This is a genomic window from Streptomyces sp. NPDC101191 (assembly GCF_044767915.1).
In the GTDB taxonomy this organism is placed as follows: domain Bacteria; phylum Actinomycetota; class Actinomycetes; order Streptomycetales; family Streptomycetaceae; genus Streptomyces.
Window position 1 is genome coordinate 285,226 of the sequence record NZ_JBIWOU010000009.1, and the last position, 25,172, is coordinate 310,397.

A 25,172-nucleotide genomic window follows, 5' to 3' on the forward strand; every position below is an offset into this window, starting at 1 on the left:
TCAGGCGGCCGGACACACCGCCACCCACCCCAAACCACCCACCCTTCCGCAAGGACTTGGCATGCCCTCGACAGAAATCGTGCTGGCCGACCCGCGCTTCCTCAATGCCCGCGAAGCGGTCATGCGCACGCTGGACTCGCAGCACGGCACCACGGGCGACATCGTGGCCAACATCCCCCTCAAAGCCGCCCTCGACGCCTACGGCCTCCCCTCCGAGTTCTGGCACACCGGTGGCGGCTGTACCGCTCGATATGTCACCTTCGGATCCAACAGCGACGTTTCCGAACACGAACTCCACATCCTCATCACGGACGACGCGTCCGTGGACCACCCCATCGCCCACCACAGCGGATGGCTCGCCATGTGGTACGGCCCGGAATTCGACGGGTACGCCGACAACGAGCTGTACAACCGCGAACTCACGCTGACGAACCCCACGCTCGCCGACATGGCGCACGACAGCGCCAGCTGCGCGCGAGCCATCCGGGAGTGGTACGACGGCACCCGCGCCCAATGGACCCGCAATGAGGTGTGCCTCGAGGACGTCGCTGGCCCCTACCGCTGCCAGACCCGCTCTGAGCACTGGGACGGCTACTGCGCACCCCGCTTCGCCCCTGCCGTAATGCGGCAGATCTGCGCCGACACACAGGCCGCTCACCGTGCAGGCGACTGGGATGCACCGGCCCACTTCGAGGGCGACACCGTGGTGATCGTGACCCCGCAGGGCCGCATTGAGGTCCTCCCGGACGAGGACGGCTACTACCGCGCCGGGGCGTTCCACTGGCCTTGGACCGAGTACACCGACCGCGATGTCGCACCGGTGACCGAGCTCGTGCAGCTCATCCGGTGGAAGTACAAGTACGAGCGGTCGGCAGGCTCCTGGACCGTCATCACGGCCGACCACGGATGGCGCGCGAAGATCATCGACGTCCTCCCCACTCCCTCGCCCATCAAGGCCCCTCACGTCGCGGACGCCCTCTACAACACCCTTTACGAAGCGGGCCTGTCTTCCTACGAGGTCACCGCAAAGGGCCCGGGATACGCCGCAGCCGCCGTCCGCGCGCACTTCGCGGCCACCCGCGCCGATCGCGACCCCGAGGCCACCGTCGTGGTCTTCGACCTCCCTGGGGTCCAACTGCCCGGGCCCCGCCCGTAGCAACCCCCGCAACGCCTCTCCATGGCCGGGCCGATGAGGCCCGGCCACCCGCCCACCTACCGCATTCACCACCGGGGAGACCGACATGAACGTGGACAACGCACTGCACACCATTGAGATGATCCGCTGCGCAGGCAAAGCGGCCACCGCCTACCGCGGCGCCCAGCACACCCTCCGCGCGGCATACGAAGAGCACTCGGCCGCCCAGGCCCAGCTCAACCACTGGAACGACCACATCTGTGCTACGGGCGGAGGCGACCGAGCCTCTCCCGCCCACTCCGCCCTTGTGGCCGCCGTCCTCGAACACCGAGAGGCAGAACAGAGGGTCCGCAAAGCCGAAGCCCGGCTGCAGCGTGCCTCCACGGCCATACAGACACATCGGCCGGCGCTCAACCGGTACCCCGCCGAACGTGTCCGGCGACGTGCCACCACCGTCCTCCTGGACCGCCTGGCCGACCATCCAGTCGACCTCATCCGAGCCGCCGACTTGATCATCATTCAGACGTCGTCCGGCAAGGATTCACTCGTGGCCATGCACCGTACGGTGGCTGCGGCCAAGGCCGCCGGCTGCCTGCACAAGGTGCGCGTCATGCACTGCGACCTCGGCTCCGAGTGGCCAGGGGTTCCTGAACTGGCCCGGCGCCAAGCCGAGGCCTACGGGATCCCATTCCGCCTCGTAACCCCCGACGGCGGCTTCCTGGGCATGGTCGAAAACCGCCAGATGTGGCCTGACGCCAAGCGCCGCCTCTGCACGTCCGCGTTGAAGCGGGACCCCACAGGCCCCGTCATCACCTCCTGGGTGAGTGAGCTCGGCCTCGACCGCCAGGCCATCGTGCTCAACGTCATGGGGGTCCGCGGGGCCGAATCCGCCTCGCGCGCGCTCAAAGCACGCCTGTCTGTCGACGCCCGAACCACGAGTGCCAACCGGCTCGTGCTGACCTGGAACATCATCCACGGACTGTCCGAGAAGGAGGTCTGGCAGGAGATCGCCAGCAACGGCCTCGAGTACCACCCCATCTACGACACCGGGCTGGAGCGCCTGTCCTGCGTCTACTGCGTTCTCGCCGGACCGGACTGGCTCATCCTCGCCACCCGCGTCTGCTTCGCCCTCGAGCTCTCGCACCCGGAGACTTTCGCCGCGCTGGAACGACGGATCGGCCACAGCTTCAAGCAGGACTTCACCCTGAACGGCATCATCGCCGCAGCCCGCATGCTCGACGCACTCGACGGGCCCATCACCTGGCGCCGCGGCGACGCCCTACGCCGTCACCTCGGGCCGGCCGCGGCCGACCAGTACCTCGCCCTCAACCGTTAGCCCAGTCCAACCACCCTGCCCTCACCTTCAACTCACGAAATGAGCCCCCGATGACCAGCACCCTGACCGCAACCCCGGCCACGCCGCAGGAGACCGATTTCCGCACCGGTCACAGCCCCATTCTGGAGCCGCCCGAGGGACCTGAAAGCGCCCTTGCATGCACCTGCGGCGGCCTCCTGGAGCTCACTCCGGACACCAAGCCCGCCCAGCTGGGCCGCTACCACCTGCACCTCGAAGAGGTCTGCCGCGAAGCGCACCTCGCCTAGAAGCAGAAACCGGCTGGCCCAGCCAGTTCCGCGCCCCCTGGTGGCGCATCCGCAATGGGTGCACCACCAGGGGGCGCCTTCATGCGCGGAAACACGGCACCGAGCCTCGGGATTCGACCAGCTCCGCACACCAGTCGCTTCAGTCGCTGTGCGCCGGCCCCGGGGCGGTGCCGGACACCCAGGGGCCGAGCCATGCGCGACCGAACTTCCCGGGAGGCGGAACAACTGCCCCGATCACGAATCCAGGGCGCGGGACGGATCGCCGACGCAGGCGGAGACGAACCCGCAGAGCCAGCAAGCTCGCCCTGCTCGCGCCCATACCACGCCGCGAACGGCCAACTACCGCAGGGACTAGCCGAGATGACGTACAGCCGGACCGATCTGCCCGCCCCGACACCAACAGGAGACGGCCACGCGGCAAATGTGCGGCGCTCCATGAGAGCCCAGGTCAGGTGCGAGTTGCGGCGCTAACCCCTCGACCCTCGATGGTCAGCTCACTCGCCCAAGTCAGGGCGCCAGGCAGCCGAATGGCGGCCAGCGGAAACACCAACCACTCCATCGACCAACAGGAGCACAGCGATGCCCGCTGCCCTCAAGACCACCACCGAGCCCAGCGCCACCCCCCGCTCACGGCGCAACCGCCGCCTCGCAATCGGCGGAGTCATCGCAGCCACCCTCGCCCTCACCCTGGCCGCGTGCGGCGACAAGTTCACGGAGCCCTTCAAGGACGCACCGCGCTCCGGCAAGGACAACGGCGCGCCGATGGACCTCATCAGGATGGCCGACGGCTTCTCCAACGTGGGCTCGAAGTGCGATGGGCCCAACAGGGTCTACGTCGTCTACCACGGGGACAACAAGTACGGATCCCTCGCCGTGGTGGCGAACGACCCGAGGTGCACCAGGTGACCCGACGGTCACGAAATCGCCGCCGCGATCGATCCTGGATCGCTGACCTCATCGGCGGCGTTGTCGAGGCCATCGTCAGCATCTGGAAGAGCTAAGCCACCGAGCAGTGCTCCGGTCGTCAGAACCCCCTGGCGACCGGGGCACTGCCATGCACGGCCTCGCCCGTTGGCCGGGATCAGCGGAGGCCCACCCGCGCACCGAGGTCACTCGTGTGGCGGGTGGGCCGAGATACGTCGGGGCTCCGGCAAGGCTGCAAGGGCCGGTGAGGATAGCCACAGGGGGCCGGTTGGCCGTTCCTGGTCAGCGCGACGCGATGCGGAAGCGGGTGCACTCCCCCGAGGGATCGTGGGCGGTGTGGTGCTGTCCGCAGTGGCAGCGGGCGATGGACTGCTCGCCGACCGTGTCGCAGTCGACCGAACGGTTGCGGCGCTTGGCCCCAGAAGGCTGACCGTCCGGGCAGCCGGTCGAGCCGGGCCCTAACAGGCCCTCTCCCGGCGCCCCGGGCCCAGAGGCGCCCGGGGCCCGCCACATGAGGAGTGAAATGCCATGACCAAGCGCACTGCTGCTCGCCGTCCCGTCTCCGGGACATCCCTCCACGCAGGCCGCCTGCTGCGGGGCGCGGGTGCCGTCGCCCGCGCCGCCTGGCAGGGGTGCCCGGAAGCAGGACTCCCGCCGGTGCGACGGCTGCGGCGGCCCGGCTGGCTGGGCCTGGTCCGCATCTCCGGTGAGCACATGGACCCCTGGGAGGTGCAGGCCGGAACCGAGAAAGTCACGGACTGGCGCACCGCCTACACCGCGCACGGAGGCAAGGACCCGGTCGCGAACGAATATTTCGGGCTTCCCGAGGGCCTCTTCGATCCCGATGACGACGGTGCCCGAAACCACGCGGCGGACGCCATCGCCCACCTGCCGGTGGTGCTGCTCAGCGGTCTCTACGACGGCACGGAGGACGGGCTCGCCCGCACCGAGTCGCGGCACGGGCCCAGTGATGACCGCTGGTCCCTGATCGAGGCGTACGTCCGGCTCGGCCTTGTCCCCCCTGCCAACATCCTGTACCTCCCGCATACCCCGGACCCGGCTCGTCCCGGGCAGCTGACCGCCTACCTGACCGCGGCGTACCTGTACGCGGCCTGCCACCAGGCAGCCGGACAGCTGCGTAGCGACACCCGGATGGTGCAGCGCCTGCTGTCCCAGCCCCGCACTCCGGCCGCGTAGCCCCGAAGATCTCACCCGCTCGTCCCGCGCCCGCCGCGCGGGCCGAGCGCTTGCGCCGCTTGACACCTCCATTGCCACCGTGCCAAGCCGCCCGGCCCGTTCCCGCGCACCGTCGTGAGCGTCATCGGCCCAGCGCACAAGAGCGGGGCCGCCGAATACCCGTATGCCGAACTGCCCTGGAGGTCTCACGTGGCCAACACCGACCCGTCCCTTCCCGACGCCGCGCGCCCAGAGGCGCCCACCACGGCCGACACGCGGGTGGGGGAGTGACCATGTCCAACCGGACCGAGCGCGACACCCTGGGGGAGCTGCTGTTCCGAGAGTTCGATGCCTACGCCGCGGCCCTCACCGAGAAGGGAGAGGACTGGGCGCACGCGTGGCCCTCGGACTCGTGGCCACCTCACACGCCTCTGGCCACCCTGCAAGGCCGGTTCGCCGTGGCTCGCGAGGCGGCGGCAGCGATTGGCGTCGCGCCGAGCGACAGCGAAATCACCGAAGAGCACCGGGTGCGCCTGGAGTACCGGGCGCTCTTCCCTGACGGAGCGCCGCCCCTCTCCGGCTGATCCGGGAGGCGCCCCTGCGCCCGACCGTTACCCCAGCGGCCCCGGCCTGCCCTTCACGGCCGGCCGGGGCCCGCACGTGCGCCCGCACCTCCTGGCCACGAACGGGGGTTGCGCCGCTTGCCGGCTGCCTCCGCATGGTCCGGCCGACCACAGCCGCTCCCGGTGCCGTACCGACCGAGGAGCCCCGGACCAAGGAGCACCGGACCAACGAGCATCAAGTGCAAGTAGCCCACGACGTACGGGAGATCGTCGCCCGCGCCACCTGCGAGGGCATCACCGTGCGCCTGCCTCCGGACGTGGACCCGGCCCTGCACGAGGCCGGAGCGCGGACCGCCAAGGTCCTGACCGCCGCAGGCGCACTCTGGCGGGTTTTCGGCATTCCAGCAGGCCAAAGCGCATACCAGCGCGAAGCAGGAGAGTTGCGCGGCTATCACAGCTCAGCTCCACGGTGCGCCGCACGGAGCCGGGACCGCCGGCTCCGCGCAGAAGCCACCAACCCCCTGGAGCTGAACGGACATGAGCACGCCCACTGCCCGCCCACGCGTGATCATCGTGTCCTGCGGAGGGCGCAAGAGCAGCTCGCAAAAGCCCGTACCCGCGGGCGAGAGGTACACCGGGAGCTATCACTTGGCCCTCCGCCGGGCCGCTGACGCACTCACGCACAGCGGCCGGACCGGCCGCGTCCTGATCCTGTCAGCGCTGCACGGACTTCTCGAGCTGCAGGACGCCATCGCACCCTACGACATGCGCATGGGCGACGAGGGTTCGGTGTCCGGCGAGAGGCTCCGCCAGCAGGCCGTCGACCTGGGCATCCTCGACGCCGATGTCACCGTCCTCGGTCCGCGTGCCTACGTCGAAGCCAGCCGCACCGTATGGCCGGAGCTGACCGCCCCGCTCGCGGGCGCACGCGGCATTGGCGACCAACTCGCCAGGCTCGCCGACATCTACGACCCCGGCCGCCGCTCACAGGCGCCGCAACCCTCTGCCCGCCGGACAGCGAGCACCGGAAGCGTCATCGAGGAAATCGAGCGCCGCGCGGCCGCACGCCAGGATGAGGACGCGCGACGAGCAGCCCGCCATCGCGCGCGATACGCCACCCACTCCCAGCTCGTCATCCAGCACCCGGCCCGGGCGCACGGTTGCCTCACGTTTCCCGGCGACTCCGCCAAGAGCACCGCGCGCATCCGGGCCACCCGCCGCTTCGCCTCCCTCTACCGCGTCCAGGTCCATGCGCGATCTGACGACACCCGATCCCTGGATGTGCACGGCACGCCCCGTGACGTCGCACGCTTCCTGTCCGCGCTCCCACGGGTTCTCGACAGGACAGAGGGCCGAGTCTCCGATGTCGCTCGCCTGTACGGACGATGGGAGCGCCACTCGGCCGCCCGTCCCCACCTGGACGGCATGCCACCGCGCCAACGCCGAGCTCACGCCCGCGACTTCCGGGCCGCAGCGTTCGAGGTGGTGATCGACACCCTTCTCAACCTGCCGGACAGCGTTCCCCCGGCCGAGGACGGCCTCCCGCCCTGGGACCAGGTCTATCCGCTGGCTGCAGGAATCGCCCACTACTACTGGTTCGATCCCGCCGCCGAGGCCGACCCCGACGAGACCGCCCGCATCCTCGCGGCCGCCGACCGCAGTCACGTCACCGTCGCGCCGGTCCCGGGACCACGGAGCCGGGTGGCGCTGTAACGGGGAGTTGCCCGCCTAACCGAATGCGACGGCACGGTCCGCCCACCGGGCCACTAACCCGCCCGGGTCACCCCACCACGACGCCCCTCGGAAGGCCCGCCATGGCATCGAAATCTACCGTCCCCAGCAGGACGGATCTGGCCGCACACGATCGGGCACTGCTCACCGACTTCGTCAACCGCTGCACCACCGCCCTGGCCGACCAGCGCGGCGAGGACTCCGTCCTCAGCGTCCTACGCGACCAGATGGAAGCCTGCTTGGCCCGGACGGAGGCGCATGAGGGCTTGGCCCTGTTCTGGACCGAACGGGTCACCCATTCCGGCACGCAGCCCGGGCCGACAGTCGTCCACCTCGCAGACTCCATCGGATGCGCCTACGCGCTCTACCTCGACGACGAGCCGCGTGAGGCGCTCGGGCTGACGCTGACCGAACCGCCGGACCCCGACGAGGTCGCAGCCGAGAACGCCGACTGCGACTCGCAGGACGGCCCCTTCCTCGAAGACGAAACCGCTGACGCCCTCTTCAACTACCTCGTCAACGAATCCGACGAATGGCAGTCCGGCACCGCCCGCCAGGTGCATGCCCGAAGCGCCCCGGACGCGTTGGACTACCTCCTTGCTCACGGGCCGCTGCGCGCGGACGAGAACAAGGCGCTGATCAACGCGATTCGGCTCCTGCACCCCGAGCGCTTCGGCCCCGCCACCTGAGCCGGCCACCCGATCCCGCACCGACTCACCGCGTCGACGGCCCGCGCACGACCGCACGGGCCGCTGACGCGCCACACCACTAGGACGCCACCGATGACCGACATCTCCACGAACGCTACCCCTTCGCCCTACCAGCGCGAGTTGCTGATCGCCGCACTCCAGGACCATGCGCGCCGACTGCCCACCGACGTCAATGGCACGACAATCGACCTCATGCGCCGCCGGCAGTGGATCCGCGAGCACCGAGCCGACGGCCGACTCCTTGGCACCGGCACCAGCTACACCGGCTTCACGCACTTCCGTCTCTCCCACCTGGGCATCCGCACGGCGAAGAAGTACCAGCGGATCCAACTAGCCCATACCCACACGATCGGCACGGTCGCCGCTTACCGGCCCAACCGCACCAAGCGCTACCAGGACATCGTGGCCATCCAGAGCCGACCCGACCGCGACGGCAACGTGCTGGCCCTCAGCGGCCAATACCGCAAGCTGATCACCGTCGCGCTCACCGATCTCCTGCCCGCGCCACCAGCTGCCGTGGCTCCCGGAGAACTCACCAACACCTGGGCGGTCATGGACCAGCGCGGCAACTGGCTTCTCATCGTCGAGGGCGACACCTACAGCGCCGCCCGCCGCGCTGCTGCCGCGACCCCGGACGCCAAGGCCCGATCCTCGCGCGTCGGCGGATTCCTCTACCGACGTCTCCGCAGCAGGGAGATCCCCTGCTCGTTCGCCGAACTGCACGCCGCCGTCCGAGGCAGCGCCTAGAACCGACAACCCTGTAGGCCACCCATGGCCCGTCCCACGCGAAGCCGCACGGGACGGGCCATGTGCATTCACCAGTCCACCCCTCGCCGGAGTTGCGGGCCTAACTCGGCGGCGCAGCACAGTTCCTCACGCCCGGCGGACCAACCCCCGCCTGCTGCAACCAAGTTGACACCGCCCAAGAGGGGAACACTCTATGAACAAGGCCCAGCTGATCGAGGCCATCGCCGACAGGCTCGGTGGGCGGCAGAACGCCGCCGACGCCGTCGACGCCGTACTCGACGCCATCGTCCGCGCGACCGTCGCGGGCGAGCGGGTCTCGGTCACAGGCTTCGGCTCCTTCGAGAAGGTCGATCGCCCGGCCCGCTACGCCCGCAATCCGCAGACCGGGGAACGCGTCCGGGTCAAGAAGACCTCGGTGCCCCGCTTCCGTGCTGGCCAGGGCTTCAAGGATCTCGTCTCCGGGGCGAAGAAGCTCCCGCGGGGCGGCGAGATCGCCGTCAAGAAGGCTCCCAAGGGCAGCCTGACCCACCCCGCCTAGAAGGACCTCCCCCGGGCTCCGGTCGATGGACTGGACCCCGGGGCCTTGGCGGTTCAAGCACGGCGGCCAAGCGGACCCGCACGGGCTGCGCCAGGGGCCGCCCTGGCGTGAGAGTTGACCCGATTGCCCCGCTCTCATCCACGGTCCGGCTCCTCGACCTGACGAAGGATGAAGGAGCAACTCGTATGACCGCCACTACGAGCCGACAGAACGATGAGCCCAACTCCGCCTGGCACCTCGCCCTGGGCGAGACCATCGACCGCGCAGAACTGCACCGTCGGTACGGCGGTCGCATCCACCCGCGCATCAGCCCGTCACGCACAACCCAGAACGTCTTCCTGTTCACCACGACCGCAGGAGTCTTCGACGGCTGGACCGGCGAGCATGTGCACTTCACCGGCGAGGGAGGTACCGCAGGAACCGACCAGGTACTCACCCACGGCAACAAGTCCGTCCTGCACCATGACGCCGAAGGCCGTACCCTGCGCCTGTTCCACCAGCGGCCCGACACCATGTCCGTGACCTATCTCGGACACCTCCACCTGGACGGCGACCGCCCCTACGTGTGGGCCGACGCGCCCTGCGATCCCCGCAGGCCACTCGAGATCGCCCGTCGCCTCGTGTTTCGGCTCCGGCCCGTCTTCAGCCTGCCGCTGGCCCTCCTGCCCACCACGCCGGCGGTGGCCCCAACGCCGCAGGTGAGCACAGAATCCGCGCCAGTTCTCCTTCCGGACGCGAGCCCTGCTCAGCGCGCCGCAGCCAACCTCCTCGCCGCCTACAGCCGATACCTGCGCGCGGTGCACGCCACCAACCTGGTCCACTACCGAGTGCGGCCGACGGGAGCACTCACCGAGCTGTTCACCCACCACGACAGGGCCCGCAACGAACTCGTCGCCGTCCGCCCGACCCTCGCGCGCACCGCCGTGTGGGCCGCCTTGGGCGAACTCCAGGACCTCACGCGTTTCATGGACCCGCAGCCCGAACGTGCCCTGCTCCTGCCCCGCGAGCCCGACGAGGACCTGGCAGAGCTGCTGCACCATGCGGACGTGACCGCGATCTGGCCGCTCGACCGCTACCACTTCGCCCGCACCCAGCCACAGAACCGCGCCGAGGAGCGGTAGAGGGCGGAGACGAACTCTCCCAGCGAGGCCGCTTCGGATCACACCAGGGCCCGCTCCGAACCGTTGACCGGTTCGGAGCGGGCCCAACCCGTTTTCGGCTGAACGGCAGGCAGCAACCGGCAGACCCCCTCGGCGAAGGTTGCGGGCCTTGCCGCCAGTAGCGCGAATGTGGTCGCGCTGGACCTGCCCACCGCGCCGCGTGGCATGTCCCTTCCGTCTCAGCGGGGGCCGGTCCAGATCGTTGCGCAGCCCACCCCACCGCCTGCTCACCGCCGATACCGGGACTTTGACCCCGCACTCCGGCCTCGGCGAAAGGGATCGGGCGCTGGCATGGCACCGAGACAGCAGCGTGGCCCGCGGCCGGGCTGTCTCACCGACTGCCTCCTACACCGCACGCCACCTCATCCGAAATCCCCTGGACTCGTGGAGTGCCCACCATGGCCACCGACTGGCTGCTCTCGCAGAACGAACGCATGAAGAAGCAAGGCATCTTCAACTGGACCCTGCCCGCCTGGGTCGTCCGCCTCACGGACGAAGCCCCGGACGGCACCACCACCGTGCGGACAGTCAACGTCTGCCCCTCCGCAGGCGTCTGCACCAAGCATTGCTACGCCCTCGGCTCGGACTCCGGTTACATCCGCTTCCCTGCCGCCCGCGCCCGCCACCTGCGCAACCTCCGGATGGTGCTGGACACCCCGCTCCTGTGGCAGGAGCGGATGGCCGCCGAGCTGCGCCACCCCCGCTACCAACCAGACCCCGAAAAGCGCAAGTTGGGGCATATTCGAATTCATGACGCCGGAGACTTCTTCGACGACGCCTACACCCTGATGTGGCTCCAGATCATGCGCGGCGCCCCCAAGGGCCTGACCTTCTACGCGTACACCAAGGAGGTTTCCCGGTTCCGCCGCCTGGTCGAGGCGAACCCGCCCGCCAACTTCAAGTACGTCTTCTCCCGGGGCGGCAAGGAAGACATCCTCATCGACCCAACCCGGGACCGAGACGCAGACGTGTTCCTCACCCTCGAGGATCTGGAGGCCGCCGGGTACTCCTCGCAGGCAGCCTCCGACCTCCTGGCCGTGCACGGGCCGCCCCGCGTCGGAATGACCGTCAACCGTCACCGCAAGGGGATGACCGCCTCGTTCGGTGAACTTCAGCGCCAGCGCGACGCCGAGGCCGCCGCCCGGCGCGAACGCCAGCAGTCCAAGGCCCGCGCCTCCCGCTGACCAAGCACCGCCACCCAGGCCCGCCCATGCCGTCACCCCGGCGAGGGCGGGCCTGGAGTGTTTCCCCAGACGACGCTCCCCGGTGCAACGCCGAGCCGGTTGCCGAGCTAGCCCCAGCCGCGGCCAGCGTCGGCCCGCCCAACCCACGCAGCACGGGCCCCGACCACTGGAGAACTTCATGCGGTTCCTGATCACCGACGACTCCCGCCGCACCCTGGCAACTATCGACGTCCCCGAAACCGCCGACGAAGAGGTCAGCACCATCGCCATCGAACGCGCCGATCGACCCGACCTTCTGTACGTGGGCGCCGACCTGCATGCGGACGGCACCGTCAGCGTCGGGCACTGGCCCCACGGCGAGGAGTGGGAGAACCTCGTGCGCACCGCCGGCGTCCCCGATCCGTGCGGAAACGCCACTCCGGCACGCCCGGCAGAACCGACCTACAGCCGCGCCCAGGTCACCCAGGCCTTCGCCGCCGCTCGCACCCTGGCCGCAGCGACCGCCGACACCGCCGCACTGGACGCACTGATCGAGGCCACGCTCGACTCCCTCCCCCCGCAGACCGTCTGATCGAGCTTCCCCACAGGCACAGGCGCACCCCCACCCCGGCCCCACCGCGGCCGCCCGGAAAACCAATCTCCCGGTGAAGCCCCGCCCTGGGCCCGCCCCCGCGCCACGACCGGCGCAGGAGCGGGCCCTTCGGCATTCCGATCCCCGCTCCCCAAGCAGCATCCACCACCACCCGGGACGGTTGCGCGACTAACCCCCCGTCGCACCACTGTCACTCCCGCCGGGCCACCACAAACGGAACCCCGCCCGCAACCGATGCGCCCGGCCCCTCCGCCGCCCAAGCGCCTCGCACTGCCGTGCTCATCGCGCGCCGGCCACAGCGGACCACTACTCCAGCGTCGAACGCACCCAGCGCGCGGCGCCCACCGGGAGACTTCCATGCCTGATCCGCCCGCCCCCGCGTCCTTTGACCCCCTTGCCGCCTTCCAGGCCGTGTTCTGCCTGCCCGGCGACCAGGGCGACGACTGGGACCCCATCGACACCTTGCGCTGCACCGGCTGCGGACTTCTGGTCCGAGCCGGTGCCGCCGCCACCCTCACCGACCTGAACCATGCCGCACTGGAGCACTCATGCCTGAGCACCTGACCGAAGCCGCCAACCTGCCCAAGCGGATCGCTACGATGCGCCACGATCTGTGGGAAGCAACCGGCCAGACCGCCGAGATCCGCCGCACCTCCCCGCTGCACTACCTGCTGGTGCTGACCAGCGAGCGCGTCGAACTCACCATCACCTGGCGCCGCAACCACCGCGGCGCCTGGAAGTGGAACAACTCCACCCTCACCGTCGACGGTACGGTCCGCGAACTCGCCCGCGACTTCGACGACTTCGTGCACATCTGGAAGGACCCGGATGTGCTGTCCCGCCCAGATGGACGCTCCGAGATCCCCGCACTGACGCCCGTGGAAGACGAGACGCAGCTCCCCGGCACGGTGCGACAGGCCCTCGACAGGATGCGGAAATCCGCTGAGCGAAAGGCCGCCGACGCGAACGTCCGCGCAATCGCCGCAGCGACCGACACCGGATACACCATCGAGGTCACCGGTCCCAAGGGCACCCTGCACCTGCACTACACGCCATTCCGTGACTCCGCTGACACCTGGGTCCTCGACCAGCGCGGCGGGTTCCGGATGTTCGACGTGAACGGCATGGACAGCACGAAGAAGTTCGCCGGAAACCTGATGGCCGCGCTGGCGGACATGTTCGGCCTCGGCGCCGCCCCCGCAGTGCCGGGCCAGACCGGACACACCCAGCAGGCCACCGTAAGCAACTCGGTGCGCGTCCGCCGTCACTCGGTCATCCGCGTCTGACACACCTCGCTCTTCCAACCAGGGCCCGCAACCGCGTAACCCCGCGCCCCAGTCCCCTGGGCCGTCCTCAGCCAGCTGGCCGGGGACGGCCCTTTCCTTCTCTCCAGCCGCCGGGGTACCCCGCCCACCGTCGCACCGCCGTTGTGACCGCCCGCACTGAGTACGGCCGCAGGAGCAGTCGTACCCGTCTCACCAGTCCCGCAGGGCGGACCTGTCAGGCAACGGTCCGAGGCATCGGTTCCGTCCCCCCGGGACCTCTCCCAGCCTTCCCGTCCACCCACGCGCTGACCTGCGCAAACTGCCCGGGAAACGGTGCGGCGGCGGGGTCATGAGACGGACCTGCGGCCGTGGTTGCGGCGCTAACCCTCTGCCCCGCCACGGTCCTCCCGGCCCCGCCGAACACGGGCCACCACTACCCGACCGGCCTCTACGTGGGCCGGCCCTTGCGCGCGGGACGGCCACAGCCCCTGCGCGCCCCACCTGCCAGGGAGACCGTCCAGATGACCAACTTCGAGCTCGTCAAGCGCAACGCCCAGCAGCTCCCGGCCCAGCCCGGGGCCCAGCCTGCGGACCACATCCGGCTCGCCGAAGCGGCCAAGAACGGCGTGGAGCCACTGAACACCTTCACCGGTGATGACCAGCAGCCCGGCCCCGTCCTGGCCACCGTCACCTCCCAGGACGCCACCCTGTGGACCGTCGTCGACGCCTCCCTGTCTGTGCCGATGGTGCGCGTGTACTGCACCGACCCGACCAGCCCGTACGCCCAGGCCGCCCGTGATACCCGCATCCGGCACAACGGCGACCAGCTGACCGTCACCGTGCCCCGCATCGCGGCGCCGTCACGGACCGTCCGCCACGGCAGCAGCACCTACATCGCCGGGTCGGGCAGCTCGTATTCCTACAGCTCCGTCGGCAACATGCACATCAGCTCGTCCGGCGTCACCTACACCTCGTCCGCCGGCGGCACCGTCATCAACGGCCACCAGGGCATCGAGATCGAGCTTCTGCTGCCTGCCAGGTCCGGCCTGAGCAGCAACACCAGCTCAGGCAGCGTCCAGGCCTTCGGTCACCTGGCTGCCGCGAAGGTCGACGCCTCTGCTGGATCGGTGAACCTGGAGAGCGTGGGGCGTGCGCAGATCCAGGCCGCCTCGGGGTCCGTGCGGATCGGCACGGTCACCGAGTGGGCCGACATCCACGCCGCGTCCGGATCGGTCAAGGTCAACCACCACAGCGGCCAGAACGCTCGCGTGCGCGCCGCATTCGGGTCCGTCAAGTTCACCATCGCCGCCGAGGCCAGCGGCACCGTCGACATCCACGCAGCCTCCGGGTCGGTGACCGTGTACGGCTCGCGGCGACCCGACATGACCGTCACCGCCGAGGCTTCCTCCGGATCCGTTCGCCGCCTCTGACCGCCTCGCGCCTCCACTGACCGAAGCTCCTTCACTGGGCCCGCCCCGACCGCACCCCGGCCGAGGCGGGCCCGATCCGTCTCAATGCCCAAGCCAGTCAGCTACTCCGGGTGTTGCACAGCTAGGCCCGGCAACGGCCACGGTGCGCCCCAGGTACCCCGAGGTGCTCGCCGCACCGGGCAGAGACGCAACGCATGCTCGTCCCGTCACCCGGGCGGCTCCACGCGCGGGCACTCTCGGCCACACCGGCCGTGAACGGACCCACGCCATCCCCGGAAGGTTGATCCCCATGACTCAGATGGAGCCGGTCATCAAGCAGGTCCCGTTCGGAGAACACTTCGACTACCCCGCCGACCGGCCTGTGACTCCGTATGAGCGGGAGCGGCGCGAACTACTCGCTCGCTACGGCCGCTTCGCACGGGAGCGTGGGCGTCAGCTGACCAGTTACCTCATCCAGCCCGCGGGCGCGACGGACCAACTGGTGGTCGAGCTCTTCGACACCACCGCTTCTCAGCTCGTCGTCACCTGCGCCACGCTGCAGCGCGACAGCGGGGGAGCGGGAATGTGGTACGCGATCGGCACCCTCGCCGATCTGGCACGATTCCTGCCCGCACACACGAGGAACGTCCTGGTCCTGCCCGCCCAACCGGACGACGACCTGAGCGGTCTGTGCGCGATCCGGTCTATCACGCCCGTCTGGCCCGCAGACGAAACCACCTTCACCAACCACCAGGAGCAGGCCATCAGCGGCGAGCCGCTCTTCTACCCCAACGGCGAACCGTCGCTCTGACCGACGGACCCTGCATCCCGGGCCTGCTCCCTGCCACGCCAGCCGAGAGCAGGCCCGACGCATGCAACTTCAGCCCTCCGCCCACACGCCGGCCCTGCTGGGCTCTTGCTCAGCTAACGCCCGAGCGCGGCACCGTCGCCTCCGCCGGGCCGCGCCCCGCACAGCTCTCCCGCTGTGTCCCGAGCGCCGCCCGGCACCCACCGCCAGCCCCTGAAGTAGGAGACATGACTGACATCGCCGAACGCACCTCACTGCTGAACGGCACTTGCGTCCGGGTGCAGTTGGGCAGCAACCGCTACGAAACCCGAGTCGCCGCTTCGGATCATGCCGAGGCCGACGGCCAGAGCCTGGCAGCAGCCCAGTTCTACCCCTCCCACGGTGCCGGACCTGGCGTCACCGGCTGGATCGTTTCCGGCGCGAGCAGCGACCACTACAGCGAGTCCATCGCCAGCAGGTACGAGGCACTCAAGCTGCTGCAAGAAGTCACCCGAGCCGAACGAGCCCTGCTCCGCCGCTACCCGCGGCTCTACCCGCAGGTTCCACCCGTGGCTCATGAACAGATCCGCCGAGACTACCCAGCGCTCCAGCGGCTCAACCAGAGCGGTTGAGCCGCTGCGCCAGGCCACTTGACCGGTTCTCCTCCGGGCCCGTCCCGCGGCCGATCCCTCGACGGCGGGACGCCGTTTTCTGGCCTTGCTCGGCTAGCCCTGTTCCACGTCACGGTCCATTCAGCGCCAAGCCCGGGCCCCCACCTGCGGCACGGCGCAGCCGACGCACACCCATGACTGGAGACACTGACTGTGCCCCCCGAAGCTGCCGACTGGGTTCTCTTCAACGTCTTGCCCGCCCTCTACCGCAACGCCGAGGGAGCCAAGGAGTTGCGCACCTGCGTATGCCAGGCCCCGGCGTCCGACTGGCTTGGCGGTATTCAAGAGCCCGAAGCCCGCCTGTGGGACCGCGACGGTCGAAACGTCGCTGACGCCGGTGCCGTGATCGTCTTGTGGCGCGTGGACGGCACCTGCACCCGACGTGGCACCACGCCTTGGACGCGGCAAAGGCCCTGACCGGAATTCGAAAGCGACTACTGCCGGCCCCGACGGCAACCGCTCGCTCAGATCCCCGAACGTACGCCTGGCCCGCGCTCATGACGAGCACGGGCCAGACGCATGCCCAGTTCACCACCAGGCACGCGGTTGCGCCGGTTGCCCGGCGGTCGACCACGCTCCGGCTCGGCCGTCACAACTTCAAGGAGGACCACTCACCGTGACCGACGCCAAGAACAGCCGCAACACCCAGCCCTGGAGCACAAGCCAGGTACATGAAGAGGCAGACGGCGGCTCGGAGCTCGACAGCGCCGACACCAGAGCGATGAGAAGGCTCGCCGAGCGCGCCGGACTCGTTCCCGCCCGCAAGGCGCCCGCCGCAGCCATCGCCGAGAACAGCTCGGACCCCAGCGGCAACGGCCCCACCAGCGCCCAGGTATGGGAGATCGCCGACCTTTTGGTCGGGGCAGGCATCACCCTCCCCCTGAACGTCCTGGCCATCGTCGCGGACGCTCGCGCCACTTGGCAGGACGACAGGGGAGGCAAATCAGCCGCTTCCCAGTACCGGCAGTGCGCCCGCCACCTACGTCAGGCCGCCACCACCCTCGATCGCGCCGAGAACACGACAGACGAGGAACAAGCCGAAACCGCTGATATGGCCAGTGCCTACGTCGAAGCCGCCGCCACCCACGCCCGGGAGGCCCACCTGACCGCCCTCTGACCCGACCACCGCGACCGCCGCGCCGCCCCGCATCCCGGGACGGCAGCGCTGCGTGCCCAGCATCCACCTCCAACCTCCCCTCCCCTCAGCCGCCCACCGAGGAGTGCCCTGCCGCCATGTGGTGGCGGGGCACTCGCACGCCCGCTCCAGGCCCAGGCCACGCGTCAGAGCTCGCCCCGCCACTGCACTGCCGGTAGTCGGCCGCCGAGCTACCGCAGGTCGCTCCCTCCGGCCGTCGGCCGGGACGCGGTGGCGGGAGGTTGTGGGGCTTGCCGTGCCCACCACGAAGGTGCCGTCACCGCCCGGCCAAACCCCTGGCCGCGCACTCCAACTCCCTGCTCCTGGAAGGGGATTGCTGCGATGACGGTCCTGCTCGACGGCCCTACATCGGTGCACTTCTTCACCGGCGGCTGCGGTGACATGCGTGGCTTCACCGACGCCGGATTCCTGTCCCTCTACGCCGCCAACCACCATCCCGCCTCGGTGGAAACCGCCCGCATCAACTGGCCCGGCCTCTTCGTGAGTCCTGCCGAAGTGCAGGCCATCGACATGCGCTGCGTGCCCTCTGCCGACGTACTGGTCGCGTCGCCGATCTGCACTGAGGCATCCCCGGCGGGCGGCAAGGCCGCCCCGCGCAAGGCCGTAGAACTGGACGAGAACGGCTACCCGAAGCCGGGCGCAGGCTGGCCGCTTACCCGCATCACCATGTGGGAGCCCGTCCGCTATGCCACGGTCCACCGCCCCATGGCCTACGTCGGCGAGAACGTCGCCCAATTCGGCACGTCCGAGCTGTTCAAGGCGTGGCTGACCGTCTGGGAAGCCCTCGGCTACACCCCGGTCATCGCCTCGGTGAACGCCGCACACCTCAAGGTCGAGGGGATTCCACCGCTCCCGCAGTCCCGGGACAGGGTGGTGTGGTGCTTCCTCCGCAACGACATCGCGGAGGCCAACGGCCTGCCCGACCTCCGGCCGACCTGCGACGCCATGTGCCCCACCTGCGGCCCGGTCGAAGGCGTCCAGCACTGGAAGAAGAACTCCAGCTTCCCGGTCGGCGAGTACGGCCGCCCCGGCGGGAAGGGGGACTACTACTACGTGTGCCCCAACTCGCGTTGCGGTGCTCACGTTGAGCCGGTCACCCGCGGCATCGGCGAGGCCCTTGATCTCTCGGTGCGAGGGGAGCCGTTTGGGCTCGGCTACTTCAAGGGGAAACAGCGGGTCACCCGCACCCCGTACTCGCCGACGGCGCGCGAACAGGTCGCCGCCGGGCTGGAGAAATTCGGCGGCAAGCCGTTCATCGTGACCAGGCGCAACAACGTCAAGGTGAAGTCGCTCGACCAGCCCATCGGCACGCTCACCGCGCAAGGCGGAGGCCACCACTACCTGGCATGCCCCACCGCTGACATGAGTGTCGACGGATGTGAGTACCGGGCGTTGACTATCAAGGAGAAGGCTCGCTGCCAGGGCTTCCCCGATCACCACATCTTCGCTGGCACCGAAGCCGACAAGCGTCTCCAGGTCGGCAACGCGGTGCCCGTCATCGTCGCAGCCTGGCTCGCCCGCCGCGTCAAGGCCGTACTGCCTCACTGACCCGCCCCCGGGCAGGTCACCCCTCACCGCCGCCCCCGCGCCCACCGGCGCGGGGGCGGCGTCATCACACCGGCCGTCCCACAGCGGACCGCACGCTCCTTCCGGCCGGAACACAAAGGCACCACGCTCACCGGCCGAGCCCTGGAGGTTGCGGGCCTAACCGCGCAGGACCGCACAGTGAGACCACCCGGAACACTCGCGCACGAAGCCCCTCCGTACACGGCGGTATCGGCACCCACCGGGCCGCGCACCCCTCGCGCAAGCACTCGCTGCCGTCCGTTGCGCGGTTCGGCTCCACCTACCGCCGCTCGGCCCCCACTGCGGGCCCCGCCATTCACCTCGGCCCTCGCAGTAACGGCGCCGCCGTCGCTTCCGGCCGCCCGACTTACCCCCAGACGAGGAGGACGCCATGGCTGGCGCCTACTGCAGGTACTGCGGTCACCGCTGCTTCGTGTTCCGCATCATCCCCGACGGCCCCCACAAGGACTGGGCCGGGCACCTCGCCACCTGCGCCCAGGGCATGGAGCACGACCGCAGGGAGACCGGGCACGACCACACGACCGCTATCAACCCGTCGCAGAACAGCGACTGACCTGCCCGGCACAACCATCCGGCTGGAACCCACGAGGTTCCAGCCGGACCCACATCCGAAGGGAATCGCCATGATCGACACGCGCGTCACTCTGGACGGCATCGTCGGCCCATACGACTGCAAGTGGACCGGCTGGTCCTACCTCTTCAGCCTCAACGCCAGTCGGCAGGTATCGGCCGGGACGCTGGAAATGGCCGACAGCTACGGCTTCAGCTGCATGGAGACCATCCACGTCATCGACGGCCGCGAGCGCGACCCGGACACCGTCCACGTCATCGACAGCGGCGAGACCTACGTGGTCAACGAGGACGGCGACCGCGCCGCACGCGCCGTCGCCGTGCGCGTCCGCTGGCGCGGCAAGACCCCGACCGCCACACCGATCGCCGTCACCCCGCAGGTCCGCAGGGCCGCCCGCAAGACGAAGAACAGAAAGCCCGGACGAGGAGCAGGCGCTGCCCGCGCGGTCGTCATCTGCGTCCACTGGCAGTGGGTCGATGACGAGGGAACCGGCGCTGTTGACGTCATCGAACCGCTCGACGACGGCTACTACCCCATCGGCGGCCGGGCATGGCCTTGGTGCGTCGTCACCTGGAAGTGCGCATGCGGCTACACCCAGGACTGGCAGGACACCAAATGCCTCTGCGGCCTCACCCGCGACGGCCAGCCGAAGACACCGCTGGACACCGCGGGCGTCCAGGTCAGCCAGATTCTTCGCGCCCTGGCCCCCGAGGCGACGTCGGCGCTGATCGACCTGACCGACCTCGCCCGCGTGTGTGCGGTGTTCGCCGGGGACCGTGAGATCGACACGGCCGACGACACCGGCCCCCTCGACACCGAGACGCTCGGCCAGGCCGACGAAGTACTGCGCAGGGCCATGGATGAAGCCGCCCACGAGGACATCGCCACATCCGGCTGGCAGCTCGTCCCGGACGAGAAATCCACCGCCCTGTACCGCGTCACCTTCCCGACTGCAGCCGCCCACTGATCCGCCGAGACCCGCTCCGGCCAACCGACCGGAGCGGGTCTCGGCATCTCCCGGCCACCACGTCCTTCCCGCGCACGAAGGGGCCACGCGCGGTGTGCGGCTCCAACGGCCCCTCGGCCGGCGCCCCGCCGACCGCCACTCGCGGGTTGCCGGTCTAGGTGTGCATCTCTCGAGAGTGATGTCCGGCCGGAACGCCCTGCACGCCCCCGCCGTGCCCGGTGGCAAACGGCCTCAGCCGGGCCGCGCCTGCTCCTCGCCTCGCGCCGCCCGACCCACCTCACCTCGCCCCGAGCTCCGACGGGAGATCCCTATGACGCTCGCTGAACTCCGCACAGCGATAGCCGCGTTCGACCACCTGCCCGGCGACACGATTGTGATTCTCGCTGAGGACTCCGAAGGCAACGGCTTCTCACCGCTCGATGAAGTCGACCAGTCGATGTACCGCGCCGACACCGAGTGGAGCGGCGAACGCTACATGACCGACGCGGCACGCCAGGCCCAGGACGTTCCCGACGACTATCGCAAGGCACCTGACGACGCGGTCCTTGCCGTCTGCCTGTGGCCCACCCGCTAGGCAACACCCCAGCTCCGCGCTCGTCGCTTTCCAGTCTTGAGCCGCGCCGAGCGGCCGATCCTCGGCCTTGGCGGGGCTTGCCCTGTGAGGCCGGACGGTGCACACCACCGAGCCGCCCGACACATCCGACTCTCGGCTCCGGCGCACCCGCACGCGCCGGAGCCGATGCATGCCTGGCCACTGCCACGCTCCGCCGCGCACTCGCATGCCACCAACGCCCAGCCGATCCGGCACCACGTCCGGCGACTCCGCGCCCGCAGCGGTTGCCCGCCTAGCTCGCCACGCAGCCACGGTCCTCCCCGGCACGGCTCTCTGCCGCGCCCTACCCCAAGTCCCAGAAAGAGCAGGTCCGTTGATGCTCAAGTACACGCTGCGCGTGCACGACTTCATCGCCCAGGCCGCCGGGCTCGCCTCTGAGCCGGCCACGGCCGGGGCCAGCCCGGAACCGATGGTTGATGATCCGCAGAACCCCACCCGCGTCACCGTCCACACCACCACGGGGGCAGCCGCCGCACTCCGCATCGCCCAGCGCCACCTCACTCTCGTCCACGCCCGCCTCGCCTACACCAGCCCCGGTGCGGTCGACCGCACAGCCGCTGACATCGTGTACGCCGAAGCCCGCACCCGCGCCGAATCCCTCACGCCCGACCAGCGCAAGGACGAGAGCTACCACGCCATCCACAGCGAGGACGACGGGTTGAGGATGGACGCCCTGACCGACGTCATGGAGGCCCATGGCGAGATTGACACCTAGGCCCGACCCCTCCAAGCCCTCGAACCCCCGGCACCCTCGCGGCGCCGGGGGTTCGAGAGCTGTTCCACGTCCGATGCCCACCTCGAAGGAGCAGCTCAAGGACACGGCCCGAGCAGAGCGACTCGTCCGACTGACGCCACGCACGTGCCCGGCACGGTTGCCTCCCTTGCCGTCCGCCAACCCACGGTTCAGCCACCGGGCCGGGGGAGCGGTGACCAGCAGGCGTGCCCCTCGGTGCCGGCCGCACCACAGCCGACCGAATGGAGGCACTTCGTGCCGTTCTCCGAAGCCGCGCAATCCCGCATCGACGCGCTGACCCCTCACACCGTCATCGGCCCGGACTACCGGCGTGCCGTAGACGAGGCGCTCCGCTTCGCCCGGGGTGCCGCCCGCTGGGGCGACTGCGGCTGTCTGTACATCCTCGAAGCCGAAGTCAGTGCGGGCACGCGCCCGCGTGGCGACCTTGCCCGCGCCCGCTCCACGCCCGCCCCCGAGTTCCTGACCCAAGGCGGCGTCATCCACGACGAGTTGTGCAGCTGCCCGGTCCGGCCTTCGTCATAACCCCAACCGTCCCCGAGAGCCCCGGCCCCCGGTGCCGCCAGCGCGCGCGGCTCCGGGGGCCATCGTCTGCCCCGGACCTAGCTCACTTGCCCCCCTTGGCCCGCACCAGGCGACGGTTCGGACACCGGCCCGGGTGAGCGGTGACCACCAGACCCGCGCCTGGAGCCCGGTCCATCCCCATCCTTTTCCACCCGGAGGCCCCGCCGTGCCCGCGACCTTGACTTACCACCACGAACGCGCCGATCTCACCTTCACCTGGAACAGTGACACCGGAATCAGGATCCGCCCTGGGAAGACCGTCCCGTACTGGGGTGTTTACCCCGACCGGATCAGTTTCGGCGAGCTGCCCTTCACCATCAGCGCATTGCGTGACGCATGCGATGCCTGGTGGGAGGGGAGGGAGATCACCACCTGCCGGAGCTTCGTCGAACGCCCGTGGACGACCTACGAGTTCAGCGGTCAGGTACAGGTCCGCTACCAGGGTGGCCCGGTCATCGAAGCCGCTCTCACCGAGCACTGTCGGCCCGTTCCCGCCGACAGCAAGGACTGGCAGCCGATCATCGACCTCGCCGCCGACGACCGCACGCCCACCGACGTCACCGCCGACTGGCTTCACCGCCGCACCAGCGGCTGGTCCACCGGGGTGCTGGAACACTTGGGCATTCACGCACCCCAGCAGGTACCGGACCCGGCCCGCTACGGTGACGGCACGGACGACTCGGTCATCGCCTGGACGATCCGCAACCTGCCCACCCAGGTGAAGGCCGACTGCACGGCGGGCGCCTGGCACACCTGGTTCGCCACCACCGCACGCGCGGTGTGGGACGCACCCGACGGCCCCGCGGCGTGGTGCAACGCCGGTATCGCCACCCGGCCGGTCGCCGACTGGGCTCCGTGGACGTACCAGGACACCACCGCCGACGGCACCCGCTTCAACTTCCTCTGGTTCGGCGGGAACTGCGTCCACATCACCAGTCCCGACAATCCCAGCCTCGCCACCCTGGGCGACGCCACGTTCCTCCTCCACCCGCGGGAGCAGGCCACCGGCCCTCTGCTGCCCTGGCTTGAGGACCAGGCCCGGCAATGGGCCGCCAACTGCACCACCACGCAGACCGTCGCCGACATCCTCGCCTCGACCCCCGGCAACGCCCTCCGCCACGCCCCCTGGCGGATCGAACTGACGGGCCCCGGCCTCAGCAGGTACGCCCCGGTCCTCACCCAGAAGGAGGCGTACGAAGTGGCCCGCCGGGCCCGGGACAACGCCGCCAACGGCGAAGGCGTCTCCTTCCGCTCCGTCTTCCGCTACCAAGACTGCGCCAACGGGGTAAGCAGCGTCTGCGTCCAGCGGTGGGACCCCGAAGAGAACCTCTGGCGGACACACAGCCGCCCCTGGAAGAAGAACAACCCGGCCACGGATGCCCTCATCCCCTGTCCCGGTTCCGCGCCTGCCATCTGACGCCCCGGTCTCCGGTCTCGCCCCTCCCACGAGGCCGGAGACCGTCGCATGAACGCGCCTTCTACGGCGCTTAGTTGCTGGTTTGCGCTGCTTGTCCCTGTTCGTGGCCTCCTGGCTCGGCCAACTTCATCCGGGGGTTCCGCTTCCGGTGACAGAGAACCAGGAATCGAGGAACCGGCCATGACTGATGAGTCCACGGTCGACATAATCGACCTGTTCGGAGGGCCGGGAGGCTGGGACGTAGCCGCACAGCAACTCGGCCTCGCCGTGACAGGAATCGAGCTAGACCATTCCGCTTGCGAGACCCGCCGCGCCGCCGGACTCGACACCGTGGAAGGCGACGTACGCGCCTACAGCCCCGACGACTTCCCCACCGCCACGGACCTGATCGGCTCACCGCCGTGCCAGCCGTACTCTATCGGCGGCAAAGGCGCCGGACGCCGGGCCCTGGACACCGTACTGCACTTCGCTGCACTGCTCGCCGCGAGGAAGGACATCCGCTCCGGCCTCGCCACCCTGGACGACGAGCGCACCGGCCTGGTGCTCGAACCCCTGCGCTGGGTCCTCGCGGCCCTGGACAGCGGACGCCCGTACCGAACGGTGATGCTGGAGCAGGTGCCCACCGTTCTGCCCGTGTGGGACGCGATGGCCGAGATCCTGCGCAGCGAGGGCTACACGGTGGTCACGGGCCGAATGAACGCCGAGGAGTACGGCGTCCCGCAGACCCGTGCCCGCGCCGTGCTGGTAGCCCGCCGAGGCGACGTGGCGGCACTGCCCGCCCCGACCCACCGCCGCTACAGCCGCACCACCGACCAGAACGGCGGCAACCCAGATCTGCTGCCCTGGGTGTCGATGGCCGAGGCGCTCGGCTGGGGAATGACGCACCGCCCCGCACTCACCGTCGCGGTCGGCACGGCAGCCGGAGGCCCCGACCCCTCCTGCGTCGGTGGCTCCGGAAGCCGAGCCACCCTGTACGGGGAACGCGACGCGGGCCGCTGGATCGCCAACACCCGGCTGACGGACGCCGACGAGCTGCCCGCCTACCGCGGCGGACGCAAGGACATGATCCGGGTGTCCGTCGCCGACGCGGCCACGCTCCAGACGTTCCCGCCCGGCCATCCTTTCCGGGGCACCCGGACCAAGCAGTACGAGCAGATCGGCAACGCGATGCCGCCGCGCCTGGCCGAGGCCGTCATCCGGCGGGCGATGGCCGCCCAGCTGGCCGCCCGCAACAGCACCCAGGCCGCCTGACCTCGCAGCCGCCCCCGGCCCGCGCCCCGCGTGGACCGGGGGCCGCTGCCATGCCGCGCCCGCTCTGCCCACCGCCCCGTGTTCCGCGCCGACTCCCAACC

At 69.9% G+C, this 25,172-nt stretch carries 26 protein-coding genes and 1 pseudogene; all 27 read left to right on the top strand.

Annotated elements, in window-relative coordinates:
- The first annotated feature begins 61 nt into the window (after nucleotides 1-61).
- The 27 genes and pseudogenes from ACIRQF_RS31160 (at nucleotide 62) to ACIRQF_RS31290 (ending at nucleotide 25,071) form a co-directional block, all read left to right on the top strand.
- Entirely contained in the window at nucleotides 62-1,156 is a 1,095-nt protein-coding gene (locus ACIRQF_RS31160) for a hypothetical protein (RefSeq protein ID WP_404097274.1), read from the top strand.
- An 85-nt stretch (nucleotides 1,157-1,241) separates the two neighbouring features.
- Complete coding sequence (locus ACIRQF_RS31165) at nucleotides 1,242-2,471, top strand: phosphoadenosine phosphosulfate reductase family protein (RefSeq protein WP_404097277.1); 1,230 nt, start codon at nucleotides 1,242-1,244, stop codon at nucleotides 2,469-2,471.
- A 50-nt stretch (nucleotides 2,472-2,521) separates the two neighbouring features.
- Nucleotides 2,522-2,737 (top strand): hypothetical protein, encoded by a 216-nt coding sequence (locus ACIRQF_RS31170; RefSeq protein WP_404097280.1) that lies wholly within the window; start codon nucleotides 2,522-2,524, stop codon nucleotides 2,735-2,737.
- Nucleotides 2,738-3,316: 579 nt separating this feature from the next.
- On the top strand, nucleotides 3,317-3,643 hold the full coding sequence (locus ACIRQF_RS31175; protein ID WP_404097282.1) for a hypothetical protein: 327 nt from the start codon (nucleotides 3,317-3,319) through the stop codon (nucleotides 3,641-3,643).
- Between the two features lie 546 nt (nucleotides 3,644-4,189).
- Nucleotides 4,190-4,858 (top strand): hypothetical protein, encoded by a 669-nt coding sequence (locus ACIRQF_RS31180; RefSeq protein WP_404097284.1) that lies wholly within the window; start codon nucleotides 4,190-4,192, stop codon nucleotides 4,856-4,858.
- Between the two features lie 272 nt (nucleotides 4,859-5,130).
- A complete protein-coding gene (locus ACIRQF_RS31185; RefSeq protein ID WP_404097286.1) occupies nucleotides 5,131-5,421 on the top strand; it encodes a hypothetical protein in 291 nt (96 codons plus the stop codon).
- 516 nt (nucleotides 5,422-5,937) lie between these two features.
- A complete protein-coding gene (locus ACIRQF_RS31190; RefSeq protein WP_404097288.1) occupies nucleotides 5,938-7,113 on the top strand; it encodes a DUF6884 domain-containing protein in 1,176 nt (391 codons plus the stop codon).
- Nucleotides 7,114-7,214: 101 nt separating this feature from the next.
- Nucleotides 7,215-7,820, top strand: coding sequence for a hypothetical protein (locus ACIRQF_RS31195; protein ID WP_404097291.1), 606 nt, complete (start codon nucleotides 7,215-7,217; stop codon nucleotides 7,818-7,820).
- 93 nt (nucleotides 7,821-7,913) lie between these two features.
- Entirely contained in the window at nucleotides 7,914-8,588 is a 675-nt protein-coding gene (locus tag ACIRQF_RS31200; protein ID WP_404097293.1) for a hypothetical protein, read from the top strand.
- A gap of 193 nt (nucleotides 8,589-8,781) precedes the next feature.
- Nucleotides 8,782-9,114: pseudogene (locus tag ACIRQF_RS31205) on the top strand (HU family DNA-binding protein); the annotation flags it as partial.
- A 197-nt stretch (nucleotides 9,115-9,311) separates the two neighbouring features.
- Nucleotides 9,312-10,247 carry a hypothetical protein gene (locus ACIRQF_RS31210; RefSeq protein WP_404097296.1) on the top strand — a complete coding sequence of 312 codons (936 nt, stop codon included), beginning with the start codon at nucleotides 9,312-9,314 and terminating at the stop codon, nucleotides 10,245-10,247.
- 437 nt (nucleotides 10,248-10,684) lie between these two features.
- Nucleotides 10,685-11,470, top strand: coding sequence for a hypothetical protein (locus tag ACIRQF_RS31215; protein ID WP_404097298.1), 786 nt, complete (start codon nucleotides 10,685-10,687; stop codon nucleotides 11,468-11,470).
- Between the two features lie 178 nt (nucleotides 11,471-11,648).
- Nucleotides 11,649-12,041: a hypothetical protein gene (locus ACIRQF_RS31220; protein ID WP_404097301.1), complete on the top strand. Its 393-nt coding sequence runs from the start codon at nucleotides 11,649-11,651 to the stop codon at nucleotides 12,039-12,041.
- 378 nt (nucleotides 12,042-12,419) lie between these two features.
- Nucleotides 12,420-12,626: a hypothetical protein gene (locus tag ACIRQF_RS31225; protein WP_404097304.1), complete on the top strand. Its 207-nt coding sequence runs from the start codon at nucleotides 12,420-12,422 to the stop codon at nucleotides 12,624-12,626.
- Nucleotides 12,611-13,348 carry a hypothetical protein gene (locus tag ACIRQF_RS31230; RefSeq protein WP_404097306.1) on the top strand — a complete coding sequence of 246 codons (738 nt, stop codon included), beginning with the start codon at nucleotides 12,611-12,613 and terminating at the stop codon, nucleotides 13,346-13,348. The genes ACIRQF_RS31225 and ACIRQF_RS31230 overlap by 16 nt, the downstream gene beginning before the upstream one ends.
- A 500-nt stretch (nucleotides 13,349-13,848) precedes the next feature.
- On the top strand, nucleotides 13,849-14,757 hold the full coding sequence (locus ACIRQF_RS31235; RefSeq protein ID WP_404097309.1) for a DUF4097 family beta strand repeat-containing protein: 909 nt from the start codon (nucleotides 13,849-13,851) through the stop codon (nucleotides 14,755-14,757).
- Nucleotides 14,758-15,046: 289 nt separating this feature from the next.
- Complete coding sequence (locus ACIRQF_RS31240; protein ID WP_404097312.1) at nucleotides 15,047-15,547, top strand: hypothetical protein; 501 nt, start codon at nucleotides 15,047-15,049, stop codon at nucleotides 15,545-15,547.
- Nucleotides 15,548-15,771: 224 nt separating this feature from the next.
- Nucleotides 15,772-16,155, top strand: coding sequence for a hypothetical protein (locus ACIRQF_RS31245; RefSeq protein ID WP_404097314.1), 384 nt, complete (start codon nucleotides 15,772-15,774; stop codon nucleotides 16,153-16,155).
- A gap of 655 nt (nucleotides 16,156-16,810) precedes the next feature.
- The gene (locus ACIRQF_RS31250; RefSeq protein WP_404097317.1) at nucleotides 16,811-17,311 is read left to right on the top strand and encodes a hypothetical protein; all 501 of its coding nucleotides are present in this window, start codon (nucleotides 16,811-16,813) and stop codon (nucleotides 17,309-17,311) included.
- Between the two features lie 360 nt (nucleotides 17,312-17,671).
- Nucleotides 17,672-18,898, top strand: a complete 1,227-nt coding sequence (locus ACIRQF_RS31255) for a DNA cytosine methyltransferase (RefSeq protein ID WP_404097320.1) — start codon at nucleotides 17,672-17,674, stop codon at nucleotides 18,896-18,898.
- Nucleotides 18,899-19,307: 409 nt separating this feature from the next.
- Nucleotides 19,308-19,490: a hypothetical protein gene (locus ACIRQF_RS31260; protein WP_404097322.1), complete on the top strand. Its 183-nt coding sequence runs from the start codon at nucleotides 19,308-19,310 to the stop codon at nucleotides 19,488-19,490.
- Between the two features lie 70 nt (nucleotides 19,491-19,560).
- A complete protein-coding gene (locus ACIRQF_RS31265; protein WP_404097325.1) occupies nucleotides 19,561-20,475 on the top strand; it encodes a hypothetical protein in 915 nt (304 codons plus the stop codon).
- Nucleotides 20,476-20,785: 310 nt separating this feature from the next.
- On the top strand, nucleotides 20,786-21,049 hold the full coding sequence (locus ACIRQF_RS31270; protein ID WP_404097327.1) for a hypothetical protein: 264 nt from the start codon (nucleotides 20,786-20,788) through the stop codon (nucleotides 21,047-21,049).
- Between the two features lie 355 nt (nucleotides 21,050-21,404).
- Nucleotides 21,405-21,803 (top strand): hypothetical protein, encoded by a 399-nt coding sequence (locus ACIRQF_RS31275; RefSeq protein ID WP_404097330.1) that lies wholly within the window; start codon nucleotides 21,405-21,407, stop codon nucleotides 21,801-21,803.
- Nucleotides 21,804-22,076: 273 nt separating this feature from the next.
- Nucleotides 22,077-22,364, top strand: coding sequence for a hypothetical protein (locus ACIRQF_RS31280; RefSeq protein ID WP_404097333.1), 288 nt, complete (start codon nucleotides 22,077-22,079; stop codon nucleotides 22,362-22,364).
- Nucleotides 22,365-22,569: 205 nt separating this feature from the next.
- Nucleotides 22,570-23,820: a hypothetical protein gene (locus ACIRQF_RS31285; protein WP_404097336.1), complete on the top strand. Its 1,251-nt coding sequence runs from the start codon at nucleotides 22,570-22,572 to the stop codon at nucleotides 23,818-23,820.
- Between the two features lie 180 nt (nucleotides 23,821-24,000).
- Nucleotides 24,001-25,071, top strand: coding sequence for a DNA cytosine methyltransferase (locus ACIRQF_RS31290; RefSeq protein WP_404097339.1), 1,071 nt, complete (start codon nucleotides 24,001-24,003; stop codon nucleotides 25,069-25,071).
- Nucleotides 25,072-25,172 lie beyond the last annotated feature (101 nt).